Origin of the sequence: Nocardioides sp. Root122 (assembly GCF_001425025.1) — a bacterium.
Classification (GTDB): Bacteria; Actinomycetota; Actinomycetes; order Propionibacteriales; family Nocardioidaceae; genus Nocardioides.
Window position 1 is genome coordinate 135,660 of sequence record NZ_LMDE01000010.1, and the last position, 14,278, is coordinate 149,937.

At 73.0% G+C, this 14,278-nt stretch carries 9 protein-coding genes; 1 reads left to right on the top strand and 8 read right to left on the bottom strand.

From position 1 onward, the window contains the following. Nucleotides 1-16: 16 nt before the first annotated feature. The 7 genes from ASC64_RS09860 to ASC64_RS09890 all read right to left on the bottom strand — a co-directional run bounded on the left by ASC64_RS09860 (nucleotide 17) and on the right by ASC64_RS09890 (nucleotide 8,402). Complete coding sequence (locus ASC64_RS09860) at nucleotides 17-2,368, bottom strand: glycoside hydrolase family 3 protein (RefSeq protein ID WP_056907375.1); 2,352 nt, start codon at nucleotides 2,366-2,368, stop codon at nucleotides 17-19. Beyond that, nucleotides 2,365-3,426: a LacI family DNA-binding transcriptional regulator gene (locus ASC64_RS09865; RefSeq protein WP_200937663.1), complete on the bottom strand. Its 1,062-nt coding sequence runs from the start codon at nucleotides 3,424-3,426 to the stop codon at nucleotides 2,365-2,367. Before ASC64_RS09865 ends, ASC64_RS09860 begins: the two co-directional genes overlap by 4 nt. 7 nt (nucleotides 3,427-3,433) lie before the next feature. Beyond that, entirely contained in the window at nucleotides 3,434-4,282 is an 849-nt protein-coding gene (locus ASC64_RS09870; protein ID WP_056907377.1) for a carbohydrate ABC transporter permease, read from the bottom strand. Nucleotides 4,283-4,289: 7 nt separating this feature from the next. Beyond that, nucleotides 4,290-5,288: a carbohydrate ABC transporter permease gene (locus ASC64_RS09875; protein ID WP_056907378.1), complete on the bottom strand. Its 999-nt coding sequence runs from the start codon at nucleotides 5,286-5,288 to the stop codon at nucleotides 4,290-4,292. 10 nt (nucleotides 5,289-5,298) lie between these two features. Then, a complete protein-coding gene (locus ASC64_RS09880) occupies nucleotides 5,299-6,585 on the bottom strand; it encodes an ABC transporter substrate-binding protein (RefSeq protein ID WP_056907379.1) in 1,287 nt (428 codons plus the stop codon). Between the two features lie 308 nt (nucleotides 6,586-6,893). Further along, nucleotides 6,894-7,826: a hypothetical protein gene (locus tag ASC64_RS21995; protein WP_156385116.1), complete on the bottom strand. Its 933-nt coding sequence runs from the start codon at nucleotides 7,824-7,826 to the stop codon at nucleotides 6,894-6,896. A gap of 135 nt (nucleotides 7,827-7,961) precedes the next feature. Continuing rightward, nucleotides 7,962-8,402 carry a hypothetical protein gene (locus tag ASC64_RS09890; protein ID WP_056907381.1) on the bottom strand — a complete coding sequence of 147 codons (441 nt, stop codon included), beginning with the start codon at nucleotides 8,400-8,402 and terminating at the stop codon, nucleotides 7,962-7,964. A gap of 146 nt (nucleotides 8,403-8,548) precedes the next feature. Between ASC64_RS09890 and ASC64_RS09895 the strand changes: the two genes are divergently transcribed. Then, nucleotides 8,549-10,864, top strand: a complete 2,316-nt coding sequence (locus ASC64_RS09895; protein ID WP_056907382.1) for a heavy metal translocating P-type ATPase — start codon at nucleotides 8,549-8,551, stop codon at nucleotides 10,862-10,864. 13 nt (nucleotides 10,865-10,877) lie between these two features. Here the strand turns inward: ASC64_RS09895 and ASC64_RS09900 are convergent, their stop codons facing one another. Then, nucleotides 10,878-14,273 (bottom strand): error-prone DNA polymerase, encoded by a 3,396-nt coding sequence (locus ASC64_RS09900; RefSeq protein WP_056907383.1) that lies wholly within the window; start codon nucleotides 14,271-14,273, stop codon nucleotides 10,878-10,880. Between the last annotated feature and the right edge of the window lie 5 nt (nucleotides 14,274-14,278).

Genomic DNA, 14,278 nt, shown 5'->3' on the forward strand with positions numbered 1-14,278 from the left:
CCGTCGGCCGTGCTCCTCAGGCCTCCGAGACGCTGGTCTCCGGCTCGAGCACCCGGTCCGGCCCGACCGGGCGCTCGGCACCGGTGAGGTCCACCTCGAGCACGGCGACGTGGTCGGCACTCGATCGCCCGACCCGCAGCTCGACGCGGCCCGGCTCGACGATCCGGGCCAGGTCGCGCCCGGTGAACGCCGTGAGGTCGGCGTGCAGCCCGATGCGGGCCACGCGCCGCGCGCCCACCGGGAGGTCGACGCGCAGGGCGGCCACCAGGCGCTGCTCGGGCCGCACCACCGACGCGGCACGGTCGTGGAGGTAGACCTGGACCACCTCGCTGACGTCCCGGTCGGACTCGTTGACGAGCTCGACCTCCACCTCGGCCACGCCGTCGGTCGCCCAGGTGTCGCCGGAGCGGAGCGCGACGCGGTCCCAGGTCGCCCGCGCGTAGCCGAGCCCGTGGCCGAAGGGGTAGAGCGCGGTCGGGTCGACGCTGGTGACGTCGGTGCGCTGGGCCAGCGGGGCGCCGAGGTAGGTGGCGGGCTGCGCGCCGCCCGAGCCCGGGAAGCTCACCGGCAGCCTGCCCGACGGCTCGCACCGGCCGAGGAGGACGTCTGCCACCGCCCCCGCACCCTCCTCGCCGAGGAAGAACCCGCAGAGGACCGCGGCGAGGCGGTCGGCCTGCCGGCTGAGGTCGTAGGGGCGGCCCACGAGCAGCACCGCGACGACGGGCGTGCCCGTGGCGAGCAGGCGCTCGAGCAGCTCCTCCTGGCGGCCGGGGAGGCGCAGGTCGGCGACGTCGCAGCCCTCGCCGGACGTGCCGCGGCCGAAGAGGCCGGCGCGGTCGCCGAGGACGGCGACGCACACGTCGGCGCCCGCCGCAGCGGCGACGGCCGCCTTGAGTGCTGCCTCGGGGTCGTCGGGCTCGTCGTCGGTCCCGCCCGGGACACCGACGGCGCAGCCGCGCTCGTGCACCACGTCGAGGTCGCGGTCCGGGTCGTCGGCGAGCACCTCGCGCAAGGTCGGGATCGCGAGACCGGGGTCGTGCCCGGGGTGGTGCGCGAGCACGTGCATCGGGAACGTGTAGCAGCCGAGCATGGCGTCCGCGGTGTCGGCGTTGGGGCCGACCAGCGCGACCCGTAGCCCCGCCGCGAGGGGGAGCGTGCCGTCGTTGTCGAGCAGGACCACCGCGCGGCGGGCCAGGTCGCGGGCGAGCGAGCGGGCCTCGGGCGGGTCGAGGTCGACCGCCGCCGGCTCGACGGGCGCCCAGTCCGGGTCGAGCAGGCCGAGCTCGCACTTGTGCTCGAGCACCCGGCGCAGCGCGCGGTCCACGACCTTCTCGTCCAGCCGCCCGCTGGTGACCTCCTCGAGCAGCGGGGCGCCGTAGGCGTCCTCCGACGGCAGCTCCACGTCGATGCCGGCCTCGAGGGAGAGGCGGGCCGCCTCGCCGAGGTCGGCCGCCATGCGGTGCAGGTGGTGCAGGAAGGCGACGGAGAAGTAGTCGGCGACGACCGTGCCCTCGAAGCCGAGGGTGTCGCGCAGCAGCGTGGTGAGGAGCGCCCGGTCGGCGGCCGAGGGGATCCCGTCGATGTCGGTGTAGGCGTTCATCACCGAGCGGGCGCCGGCACGCAGGGCCATCTCGAACGGCGGCAGCATCACGTCGGCGAGCTCGCGGGTGCCCATCGAGACCGGCGCCAGGTTGCGGCCCGCGCGCGATGCGGAGTAGCCGAGGAAGTGCTTGAGGGTCGCCGCGACGCCGCTGGCCTGGAGGCCGCGGACGTAGGCGGCGGCCATCGTGCCGACGACGTACGGGTCCTCGCCCAGGGTCTCCTCGACCCGGCCCCATCGCAGGTCCCGGGTCACGTCGAGCACCGGCGCCAGACCCTGGTGGATGCCCAGCCGGGCCATCAGGTCGCCGATCTGGCGGCCCATCCGCTCGACCAGGTCGGGGTCGAAGGTGGCTGCCCAGCTCACCGGCGTGGGGTAGATGGTGGCACCCCAGGCGTTGAGCCCCGTCAGGCACTCCTCGTGGACCTGGGCGGGGATGCCGAAGCGGTTGGCGGCCCGCACCTGCGCCTGCTGCTCGGCGATGCGGCCGAGCCCGGTCTCGGGGTCGACGGGTGCGCTGCCGAAGGGCCGGGTGAGGTGGCCCAGGCCGTCGGCGATCGCCGCCTCCCACGTCGGCACTGACGTCGCGGCACCCTGCATCGGCGCCATGTCGCCCGCGTCGTCCGGCACCAGCCAGATGCTGGCGAGCTGGCCGACCTTCTCCGTGAGCGTCATCCGCGCGACCAGGTCGTCGACGCGGTCCTCGACGCGGGCGGTCGGGTCCTGCCACACGGGCGTGTCCTGCTGCTCGATGGGGTGGTCGGTCATGGTGTGGGACTCCCGGGAGACGTGGTCGAACGGCGCAGCACCAGGTCGGTGCCGAGCGTGTGGTGGAGGTCCTCCGGCTGCCGTCCCTCGATGAGCTCGATGAGGATCGCGACGGCGTGCCGGCCCATCTCGCGGATGGGTTGCTGGACGGTGGTGAGCGGCGGGTCGGACATGGCCGACTCGGGGATGTTGTCGAACCCGACGAGCGAGAGGTCCTCGGGCACTGCGAGGCCGAGCTCGGCGGCGACCTCGCCGACCGCGAGGGCCATCAGGTCGCTGGCCGCGAAGACGGCTGTCGGCCGGTCCGGGCGGTCGAGCAGCTGCCGCGCCGAGGCGCGCGCCACGTCGGCCTCGAACTCGCCGCGGACCACGAGGCTCTCGTCGACCGGGACTCCGGCCGCCTCGAGGGCCGCGCGGAACCCGCGCTCGCGCAGCTGGGCCGAGACGAGGTCCGCGCGACCGGTGACCATGCCGATGCGGGTGTGCCCGAGGTCGAGGAGGTGCTGCACCCCCGCACGGGCACCCTGCAGGTTGTGCGCCGTGACCGTCGGCATCGTCGTGCTGCCGGTGTGCGGGTCGATCGCGACGACCGCGCCGTGGGTCTCGACGTCCGTCACGGTCGGCGTCACCAGCACCGCGCCGTCGACGAGCGTGCCCATCAGGCGCGAGAGGTAGCGCCGCTCCCAGCCGACGTGCTCGCCGATGCGGCCGCCCGCGGAGTAGGCGACGAGCTCGAAGTCGGTGTCGCGGATCGCGTCGGCGGCGCCCTTGAGGACCTCGGTGCTGAAGGGCTCGAAGTCGGCGACCAGCACGCCGATGACGTTGGTGCGCTGGTTGCGCAGGCTGCGCGCGACCAGGCTCGTCTCGTAGCCGAGTCGGGTGATGACGTCGTTGACGTGCGCCGAGGTGATGTCGGAGATGCCGTAGCGGCCGTTGATGACCTTGGAGACCGTGGAGACCGACACCCCGGCCTCGTGGGCGACCTGTTGCATGGTCACCCGTCCCGGGGGTCGGGCGCCCGGAGGATCCTGGCTCGCCGTGCCGACCGTGTTCGTCATGGCTTCGTCATCCCTTCACCGCCCCTTGCAGACCGTTGACGATGCGCCCCTGCAGGGCCAGGAAGAGCACCAGGGCCGGGATCATCGCCACGGACGTGAAGGCCAGCACCCCGGCAGTGTCGGCCGAGTGCTCGGTGGAGTAGTCCGCCACGCCGAGCGGCAGCGTACGCATCTCGTCCTGGAGCAGCAGGAGCGGCAACAGGTAGGAGTTCCAGGACGTCACGAAGGCCAGGACGCCGACGGTGACGAGGGCCGGGGCGCTCAACGGCAGGGCGATGCGCCAGAACACCCCGATGCGCGAGGCGCCGTCGATGAGCGCGGCGTCCTCGATCTCCTGGGGGAGCGCCATGAGGAACGGGCGCAGGATCACCACGGTCACCGGCAGTGCGAAGGCGGCCTGGGGGAGCGCGACGCCCCACCAGCTGTTGGACATCTGCAGGTCGCGGCTGATGAAGATCGACAGCGGGATGATCGCCGTGGCGAGCGGGAACAGCAGGCCGAGCACGAACACCATGAAGAGGGACTCGCGGAACCGGAAGCGGTAGCGGGCGAGGGGGTACGCCGCCATCACCCCGGCGCCAACCGCGATGGCCGTGGTCAGGGCCGCGATGACCATCGAGTTCACGGCGTAGTCCCAGAACTGCGGGTTGCCGAACACCGAGGTGTAGTTGCCGAGACGCCACGGGTCGGGCAGCCCGGCCGGGTTGCGCGCGATCTGCTCGTTGGAGCGGAAGCCACCCAGGGCGCCGTAGACGACGGGTCCGACGCTCAGCGCGACCACGGCGAGCGCGATGACGTACACCGCGGGGTTCGTGGCGCGCCGCGTGCGGTCGCGGGAAGCGGTCGTGGTGCTCATGCCGGCCTCATCCCTCCGGCCTCGTGTCGCGGCGGAGCACGAAGCGCTGGTAGAGCGCGGCCATGGCCACGCCGATGACGAACAGGACCACCGACGCGGCGCCGGCGACGCCGTAGTTGCCGCGCTGCGTGCCCTGGGTGAGCAGGTAGGTGGCCATGGTCGTGGTGGCGTTGGCCGGTCCGCCGCCGGTGAGCACCCAGACGATGTCGAACTGCTGGATCGAGCCGATCATCGACAGGAAGCACCACGTGCGGATCGTCGGTCCCAGCAGGGGTACGACGACGCGCACCTGGGTCTGCCACCACGACGCGCCGTCGAGCGCGGCCGCCTCGTAGATCTCCTCGGGCACCGACTGGAGCCCGGCGAGGAAGAGGAGGATGGCGAGCCCGAGGTACTTCCAGGTGAGCACCCCGAAGACCGCCCACAGGGCCAGGCTCGGTGTCCCGAGGAAGCCCTGGTCGGGTGGCGTCAGGCCGACCGCGCCGATCAGGCCGTCGGCGACCCCGGTCTCCGGCAGCAGGAGCTGGAACCAGATGACGCCCGCGATCACCTCGGCGACGACGTAGGGCACGAAGATGAGGGTGCGCACGACACCGCGCCCGCGCATCCGCCGGTTGAGCAGGAGCGCCACGGCCAGGCCGAGGGGGAGCTGGATCAGGATGCTGAGCACCACGATGACGAAGTTGTGCCCGACCGCCTGGGTGAAGACGTCGTCGGTCAGCACCCGCTCGTAGTTGCGCAGGCCGACGAAGTCGTCCATCGGCCCGAAGCCACGCCACCGGTAGAACGACATCCGGACCGCGGACACGACGGGCCAGGCGATGAACAGGCCCATCAGCACCAGGGCCGGCGCGACGAAGACCGCGATCTCGAGACGGGTGCGCCACGAGCCGGCGCCCCCACCGGGACCACGGCGTGGGGGACGCCGTGGTCCGGGCGGGGAGGCGACGGTGTCGTCCGGGCCGGTGGTCCCGGCTGCGGTGGTCGCGACGGAGGAGAGGCTCACGGCAGGTGCGTCAGCCCTGCTCGTCGGCGGCCTGCTGCATGGCGTCGACGACGTCCTGCGGCGTGGCCTTGCCGGCGAAGAGCAGCGCGATCTCGTCGTTCATGGCGCCACCGATCGACTCACCGAAGGCGGTGTCGAAGTAGAGCTGGACGTAGGGCGCGTCGTCGCGGACCTGGATGAGGTCGCCGAGGACCGGGTTGGTGACCGCGTCTGTTGCGGCCGGGACGGTGGGCAGCCCCATGTCGTTCTCGGCGAAGCCGCGCTGGACGTCCTCGCTCAGCAGGTAGGTGACGAGGTCGACCGCGGAGTCGGGCGCCTTCGCCGACACGGCCCAGGCGTCGCCGCCACCCAGGGCCGCGGTGGGGTCGCCCTCGCCGCCCTCGACGGCGGGGAACGGGAACCAGCCGGTCTTGTCGCCGAGGCCCTCGCCGTCGTCGGTCAGGCCCTGCATGACTCCGGGCTCCCAGTGGCCCTGGAGCTCGCTCGCCACCTTGCCGGTGGCCAGGAGGCCGGAGGCCGAGGTCGCGCCCTCCTGCGCCGGGGTGGCGAGGAAGCCCTTGTTGAACGGCTCGGTCTCGACGAGCTGCTGCACGACCTCGCCCGCCTTGACGAAGCACTCGTCGGAGAAGTCCAGGTCGGCCGTCGCCTGCGTGAGCACGTCCTCCGAGCACGAGCGGACGGCCGCGTAGTACCAGTAGTGGGCGGCCGGCCACTTGTCGCCGGCGCCGAGGGAGAGGGGAGTGAGGCCGGCCTCCTTCAGGGAGTCGTTGGCGTCCTCCCACTCCTGCATCGTGGTCGGCGGCGTGACGCCCGCCTCCTCGAAGTCGTCCGTGTTGTACCAGACCCCCACGACGCCGAGGGAGAACGGGAGGCCGTAGGTGCGGTCGTCGACCTGCCACCCGGCCACCGACCCGCCGATCGACTCGATCACGTCAGCGGCGTCGTCGGTGAGGTCGCGCGTCAGGCCGGCGTCGACGTGCGCGGCGAGCTCGCCGCCGCCGCGCTCCATGTAGACATCGGGCATGTCGCCGCTCTGGAAGGCGGCGGTCAGCTTGTCGACCATGTCCTCGTGGGCCATGGCGGTCACCTCGACGTCGACGCCGGGGTTGTCCTTCTCGAAGTCGGCGGCCACCTGCTCGTAGAAGCCCTTGCCGGGCTCGTTGTTGGAGTTGTGCCACCAGGTGATGGTCTTGCCGTCCCCGCCCGCCTCGGTGTCGTCCCCGCCACATGCCGCGGCAGTGAGCGAGAGCCCCGCGACCGTGAGGGCCAGCGCTGCGCCGCGTAGTTGCTTCCGCATCTCGACCGTTCCTCTCCGCCCACATCCCGGTATGACGTGGATCACACCACGGAACCTTGGTCGTCGGCGGAGGGGTGTGTCAATCGTTATCGATAACGTTTTCCATTTCGAAAATTCCGAGCGCTGCTCATCGCCTTGGGGTGGTGATCGCGACGATCGGTGCCACGAGTGAGTCGGCTCGGCCGTGCACCAGGAAGGCAGTTCGCGTTGATGGCCCTCGACCTCACGCTCAGCGTCGGTTCTCCACCGCCTGAACTGCCTGCTAGGTGCTCGTCGCCAGAGTCGCTTGTCCCCAGCCGCGGCACCCTTCAGTCTTCGCTCTGCCAGCGTTGCGCGGGACCGAGTGGCAACGCCTGGATGGCGGCGAGGAGCTGGGGGTCGGCCTCGTACTCGGTGGACATGTTGTCGCGACCGAACCCGGTGCGGGCAACAACCCGGCAACCGGGCACGAGGAAGGAGACGCGGTCGCCCCACACCGTGACGCCCTCCAAGGTGGCTGAGTACGGTGCCATCTCGCACCGGTCGCGGCCTTCGGCTGGTGTGTCCAGCAAGTCGGAGTTGAGGCGCTCGAGAAGATCGTCAGGGATGGTCGTCGACCTCATCCTGTACGGCCCGACGCCCACGCACCACGTCGCTGCTGTCAGCGTCAGCGGCACGGCCGGCAGGACGCTTGTCGGCTCCGACCTGGGCGGCATCGGGCATGCGAGCGGCTTGTCGTCCGCTCTCGGCGGATTCGTCGCGGCTCGCTGCGCGAGGAGAGCGTCGGCGAATGCGGTGGCGAGCTCGTCGCCGTTCTGTCGCTGGACGTGGTCGCCGACGACCGCGGTGTGACATCCGGCCTCGTCGTAGGCGACCGCCCGCGCGTCCCCGTCGGGGTAGCGGAACCAGTAGACGTGGTGCGGGCCGTCGTCCATGTGGCAGGGCGTGTCCGGATCGAAGTCTGGCAAGCCGTTGACCAACTCGACCATCGCGTCGGCGCCGGAGGTGAGCTCGTCCGCCGGTGCCTCGATCGGTGGGCCCGTCAGGTCGCCGGTGTAGGCGATGGTCGGCTCGCCAGGGCACAGCCGGACGGCCACGGCTCCGACCGGGAGGTCGCCGCCGGGGTACCTGAGCGGCGTCTCGGGCGGTGGGCACCCTGCCCGGAGCCCGGCCGGCACCGGTGCGAGCGACGCTCCGTCGGCCCCAGCAGAAGAGGTCTCCTCACCGCCGCACGCACACAGCAGTAGCAGCAGAGCAGCCACCAGCCCCCGTGACGTCATGGCCCCTGAACGTGGCCGACCGATGCTGACGACGCAACCGTTGTTGCCGGATCGTTGTCGGCGGGTCGCGAGACACCGGCGGCAACCTGCCGCTCTCCGCGTTGGGAGGAACGCCTCTCAGTCCATGAACCAGTTGAAGAGACGTCCGGCCAGAGGGGTCGGCAACCACGCCATGATCGAGATGGCCACGAGCAGCGTCGCCACGACCAGCGCGCGCACCCGCGGGGACAGCAGACCGCGGTAGACCCACAGCACCCGGGCCGACCACCACAACGTCCCCGCGGCCAGGAACGGGCCGACCGTGACCGCGAAGACGCCCGCCACGCCGATCGGTGCACCGAGCGCGGTCCGGTAGGGCCACTGCTCCGTCAGCTCCAGCGCCCAGAGCTCCTCCATCGAGGAACCCTGCAGCCCGTTCGCGTAGTAGGGCAGCACGAGCGACACGACGTACGTCCCCACGCAGCTCACCGTCAGGAGCAGGACGAACCATGCCGACCGGAGCGAGGGCGGCCGGCGCTCGGTGGCCACCCACCCCTCGACGTGCCCCACGTGCGCCATCACCGCAGTGTGCGCGCGTGACGGTGACCGGGGCGGGCCATGCACCGACGTACCCCGCGCGGGGTAGCGCGCACGGGTCCATCGGCCCACGGCGACACTGCAGGACGGCCCTGTCCACACCGCCCTGCATCGGGTGACATGGAGGCATGGAGGCCGTCCAGGCACGTCGTGCGGTCCTGCTCTTCGCAGGCTCGACCCTGCTCCTCGCCCTCGGCGGCGGCCTGTGGGTCCTCGGCCGCGCCGACGTCGCAGACGTCCTCTGGCTCGTCGGCGCCGCCGCTGGGCTCGTCGCCTCGGTCGCCTCGACCGCGGACGCGTTCCGTCGCCACCGGCCGACGGTCGACGTGATCGCCCTGCTCGCCCTGGCCGGGGCACTGGCGGTCGGTGAGTACTTCGCCGGCGCCGTGATCACCGTGATGCTCGCGACGGGGCAGCTGCTCGACGCCCGTGCGGACGCGCGCGCCCGGCGCGAGCTGCGCCTCCTCCTGGAGCGTTCACCGCGCACGGCCAGGCGCCGCGTCGCGGACGGGATGGTCGAGGTCCCGGTCGACGCGGTGGTCGTCGGCGACACCCTGCTGGTGCGGACCGGTGAGGTCGTCCCGGTGGACGGGCGGCTGCTCACCCGGGCCACCCTCGACGAGTCCGCGCTGACCGGTGAGCCGCTGCCGGTGGAGCAGGCGCCCGGCGGGACCGTGCGCAGCGGTGCCGTCAACGCCGGCGCACCCTTCGACCTGCTGGCCACCGCCTCCGCCGGCGAGTCGACGTACGCCGGCCTGGTCCGGCTGGTCGAGCAGGCGCAGGCCGCGTCCGCCCCCTTCGTCCGGCTCGCCGACCGCCTCGCGGTCGTCTTCGTGCCGGTCACCCTCGTGCTGGCCGGTGCGGCATGGGCGCTGAGCGGCGACCCCGTGCGCGCCGTGGCTGTGCTCGTCGTCGCCACCCCGTGCCCCCTGCTGCTGGCGGCTCCGATCGCCTACATCTCCGGCCTCGCCCGGGCCACGCGGGTGGGCGTGGTCATCAAGGGGGGCGGTGCGCTGGAGCGCCTCGCGGCCGCGCGCATCATCATGTTCGACAAGACGGGCACCCTGACCCGTGGGCGCCCCGAGCTCGTCGGCACGGTCACCGCGAGCGACGACCTGGCCGCCGACGAGCTGCTGCGGCTCGCTGCCTCGCTCGACCAGGTGTCGCCGCACGTGCTCGCCACCTCGATCGTCTCCGCCGCCACCGCGCGAGGTCTCGCGCTCGAGATGCCGAGCGAGGTCGTCGAGGAGCACGGCTACGGGCTCAGCGGGCTGGTCGGGGGCCGGCGGGTCGCGCTCGGGAAGCGTTCGTGGATCGTGCCCGACGCCGCGCCGGCGTGGGCCCAGCGGGCGCGCCGGCGCGCCAGCCTCGACGGCTCGATGACGGTGTTCGCCGCGGTCGACGGTGTCCCGGCCGGGGCGTTCCTCCTGGAGGACGTCATCCGCCCCGACGCGCCGCGCATGGTGCACGGGCTGCGGGATGCCGGCATCCAGCGCGTCGTCCTGGTCACCGGGGACCGGGCGGACACCGCCGAGACGGTGGGCAGGATCGTCGGGACCGACGCCGTCCGCGCCGAGTGCGACCCGGGGGAGAAGCTCGCGGTCATCGAGGCCGAACGGGCGGACGGCGTCGTGATGATGGTCGGCGACGGCGTCAACGACGCCCCCGCCCTCGCTGCTGCGGACGTCGGCGTCGCACTCGCCGCGCGGGGCGCCACCGCGTCCTCGGAGGCGGCCGACGTCGTGCTGACCGTCGACCGCGTCGATGCCCTCGCCGACGCCATCCTCATCGCGCAGCGCTCGCGTCGCATCGCGCGTCAGGCCGTCGGCACGGGGATGGTCCTGTCCTTCGTCGGGATGGCCGCCGCGGCGCTGGGCTTCCTGCCGCCGGCTGCGGGTGCGGTGCTCCAGGAGGGCATCGACGTGCTGGCGATCGGGCTGGCACTCAGGGCGGTGCTCCCCGGACGCACGCACACCGTGACCCTGCCGCACGCGGACGTCGTGATGGGCCACCGGCTGCGCGCCCAGCACGAGGCGTCCCTGGTCGTGGTGGAGGAGATCCGGGCCGTCGCCGACCGGATCAGCACGCAGGCCCCGGATGTCGCGCCGGTGCGCCGGCTCCTGGACCGGCTCCGCTCCGAGCTGCTCACCCACGAGCGTGCCGACCAGGCCGAGCTGGTGTCGCTCGTCGCGCGGGCGCTCGGCGAACCGGCGACGTACGCACTCACGAGGACGCACGCCGAGATCGAGCACCAGGTCGCCCGCCTCGGTCGGCTGCTCGACGACGTCCCGGACGAGGGGGCACAGCCCGAGGACATGGTGGAGGTGCGCCGCCTGCTCTACGGCCTGTACGGCGTGATGCGGCTGCACAACGCGCAGGAGGACGAGACCGCCCACAGCCTGTTGCCCGCGGTCGAGGCGCCCCGTCCGGCCGCCGCCGGTTGACTCGCGGCGCCGGTCAGCGGAAGTCGCGCGAGGACGCCCGGGCCTGGAGCACCGCGCCGGCGCCCGGCACGACCACGTCGATCGGCTCGACCCGGTCGGCGATCAGGTTGGTGACGCCCTCGTTGCGCTCGAGGCGGCCGCGGATGACGACCGCGACGCGGTTGCGGGCGGCCTGCCGGTGCGCCTTCATCACGCCGACGGAGCAGACCACGTTGAGCATGCCGGTCTCGTCCTCGAGGTTGAGGAAGGTCACCCCCATCGCCGTGCCGGGCCGTTGGCGGTGGGTCACCAGCCCGCCGACGTGGACGCGGCGCCCGGTCTCGGTGGTGGCGAGGTCGGCGACGGAGCGCACGCCCGCGCGGCGCAGGTCCTCGCGCAGGTGCTCCACCGGGTGGCGCTCGGGGGAGATGCCCGTGGCCCACAGGTCGGCCAGGGTGATCTCCGGCTCGCTCATGCCCGGCAGCGTCGGGGCCGCGGGTGCCGGGGTGGTGCCGGGCAGGTGCGCGGCGTCCTCGGCGAACCCCGCCGCCCACAGCGCCTCGCGGCGCCCGAGCCCCCACGCGTCGAACGCGCCAGCCGTGGCCAGCGCCTCCAGCTGGGCCGAGGTCAGGTCGGCGCGCCGGGACAGGTCGGTGACGTCGGTGAAAGGCGCCTCCTGACGGGCCGCGACGATCCGGCGCGCCACGTCGAGCCCGATGCCCCGCACCGAGTCGAGCCCGAGGCGTACGGCGAGCGCGGTGTCGCGGCGGTGGGTCGGCACCGGGTCCGGCGTGCCGGGCACCCACTCGACCCGCTCGAACCGCGGCCGGCAGCACGCGTCGGGACCGCTGGCCCGGACCGGGCCGATGATGACCGGCTCGAGGTCTGCCTGCGCGGCGGAGCGCGCCACGTCGGGACGGCGGACGTCGACCCCGTGGCGGCGCGCGTCGCCGACCAGCGACTGGGGGGAGTAGAAGCCCATCGGCTGGTTGCGCAGCAGGCCGGCGAGGAACGCCGCGGGGTAGTGCAGCTTGAACCACGACGAGGCGTAGACCAGCAGGGCGAAGGACAGGGCGTGCGACTCGGCGAAGCCGAAGTTGGCGAACGACAGGATCTTGACGTAGATCGAGTCGGCGAGCTCGCCGACGATGCCGCGGCGCTCCATGCCTTCGTAGAGCTTCTGCTTGACCGACTCGATGCGCTCCACACCACGCTTGGACCCCATCGCCCGGCGCAGCAGGTCGGCGTCGTCGCGGCTGCAGTCGCCGAGGGTGACCGCCATCGCCATCAGCTGCTCCTGGAACAGCGGCACCCCCTTCGTGCGCTCGAGCACCGGCACCAGCTCGGGGTGGTCGTAGGTCACCGGCTCCTGCCCGGTGGCGCGGCGGACGTAGGGGTGCACGGCGCCGCCCTGGATCGGCCCGGGCCGGATCAGCGCGATCTCGATCGCGAGGTCGTAGAACTCGCGCGGTCGCAGGCGCGGCAGCGTGCCGATCTGGGCGCGGCTCTCGACCTGGAACACCCCGATCGAGTCGGCCCGGCACAGCATGTCGTAGACGGCCGGCTCCTCCTTGGGCATCGAGGCGAGGTCCCACTGCTCGCCGAGGTGCTCGGCGACGAGCCGCATCATGTGGTCGATCGCGCCGAGCATGCCGAGGCCGAGCAGGTCGAACTTCACCAGCCCCATCGACTCGCAGGCGTCCTTGTCCCACTGCAGCACGGTGCGCTTGTCCATCCGGCCCCGCTCGATCGGGCAGACCTCGCCGATCGGCCGCTCGGTCAGCACCATGCCGCCGGAGTGGATGCCGAGGTGGCGGGGCGCACCCAGCAGCTCCTCGGCGAGGGCGACCACCTGCGGGGGCACGTCGTGGGCCTCGGGATCGCCCTGGTCGCCCGCGACCACTGACTTCCAGCCGTCGATCTGCTTGGACCAGGCGTCCTGCTGGCCGGGGGAGAAGCCCAGCGCCTTGGCGGCGTCGCGCACGGCCATCCGCGGGCGGTAGCCGATCACGTTGGCCACCTGGGCGGCGTTGCGGCGGCCGTAGGTGTCGTAGACCCACTGGATCACCTCCTCACGCCGGTCGGAGTCGAAGTCGACGTCGATGTCGGGCTCCTCCTCGCGGTGCGCGGAGATGAAGCGCTCGAAGGGGAGCTGGTAGAAGACGGCGTCGACCGCGGTGATGCCGAGGGCGTAGCAGACCGCCGAGCTGGCCGCGGAGCCGCGACCCTGGCAGAGGATCTTCTGCTCGCGGGCGAAGGCGACGATGTCGTGCACGATGACGAAGTAGCCGGCGAAGTCCTTCTCCGAGATCACGCGCAGCTCGTGCTCGAGGCGATCGCGCGCCTCCTCCTCGTGCGGGACGCCGGCGTACCTCTCCGCGAAGCCGCGCTCGGCCAGCACCCGCAACCACGAGTCGGCCGTGTGGCCCTCGGGGATCTGCCGCTTGGGCAGCGCCGGCGAGGCCTTCTTGAGGTCGAACGCGAGGTCGTCGGCGAGGCTGACGCTCCGAGCCACCGCCTGGGGGTACGCCGCCAGCGCGGCCGCCGTCTCGGCACCGCTGCGCAGGTGGCCCGAGCCGGAGAGGTCGAGCCAGCCGTCGAGCTCCGCCAGGCTGCGTCGCGCGCGCACCGCCGCCATGGCTGACGCCAACCGGTGCCGCTGCGGCGTGGCGTGGTGCGCGTTGCCCGCCGCGACGAGGTCGAGGCCGTGCACCCCGGCCAGCCGTGCCAGCGCGGCGTTGGTCGCATCGGTCCCCGGTCGCGGTGAGACCTCCACGAGCACGTCCTCCATGCCGAAGAGCGAGGTCAGCCGGTCGAGGGCCACGGCCGCGGCGGGCTCACCGCCGTGTGCCAGCGCCTGCTGGACCGTGCCCTTGCGACAGCCCGTCAGCACGACCCAGTGGCCACGACCCCGCTCACCGAGCTCGTCGAGGTCGTAGACCGGGCGGCCCTTCTCGTCGCCGCGCAGGTGCGCGTCGGTGATCGCGGCAGCGAGCCGGTGGTAGCCCTCGACGCCGCGCGCCAGGACCAGCAGGTGGCTGCCCTCCGGGTCGGGCACGCCGTTCTGCGGGCCGCTCAGGCCGAGGGAGAGCTCGGCGCCGAAGACGGTCGGCAGGTCGTAGGCGGCCGCGGCCTCGGCCAGCATCGGGGCGCCGTAGAAGCCGTCGTGGTCGGTGACCGCGAGCGCGTGCAGGCCCAGCCGCACGGCCTCCTCCACCAGCTCCGCCGGCGAGCTGGCGCCGTCGAGGAAGCTGAAGTGGCTGTGGCAGTGCAGCTCGGCGTAGGGGGTGACGCTCGCCGGGCGCTCGATCGCCCGCGGCGTGGTGGCGCCGCGCTTGGGCCGCGAGACCGGGGCGTCGTCGGCGCCCGGCAGGCCGCTGAGCCGCCGCTCCAGCTCCTTCCAGTGCATGGCGGGGTTGTTCCAGCCCATTACCT

Excerpts from the sequence above, each read along its gene's own strand:
- ASC64_RS09860 (WP_056907375.1), bottom strand. The coding sequence starts at position 2,368 with ATGACCGACCACCCCATCGAGCAGCAGGACACGCCCGTGTGGCAGGAC.
- ASC64_RS09865 (WP_200937663.1), bottom strand. The coding sequence starts at position 3,426 with ATGACGAACACGGTCGGCACGGCGAGCCAGGATCCTCCGGGCGCCCGA.
- ASC64_RS09870 (WP_056907377.1), bottom strand. The coding sequence starts at position 4,282 with ATGAGCACCACGACCGCTTCCCGCGACCGCACGCGGCGCGCCACGAAC.
- ASC64_RS09880 (WP_056907379.1), bottom strand. The coding sequence starts at position 6,585 with ATGCGGAAGCAACTACGCGGCGCAGCGCTGGCCCTCACGGTCGCGGGG.
- ASC64_RS09890 (WP_056907381.1), bottom strand. The coding sequence starts at position 8,402 with ATGGCGCACGTGGGGCACGTCGAGGGGTGGGTGGCCACCGAGCGCCGG.
- ASC64_RS09895 (WP_056907382.1), top strand. The coding sequence starts at position 8,549 with ATGGAGGCCGTCCAGGCACGTCGTGCGGTCCTGCTCTTCGCAGGCTCG.
- ASC64_RS09900 (WP_056907383.1), bottom strand. The coding sequence starts at position 14,273 with ATGGGCTGGAACAACCCCGCCATGCACTGGAAGGAGCTGGAGCGGCGG.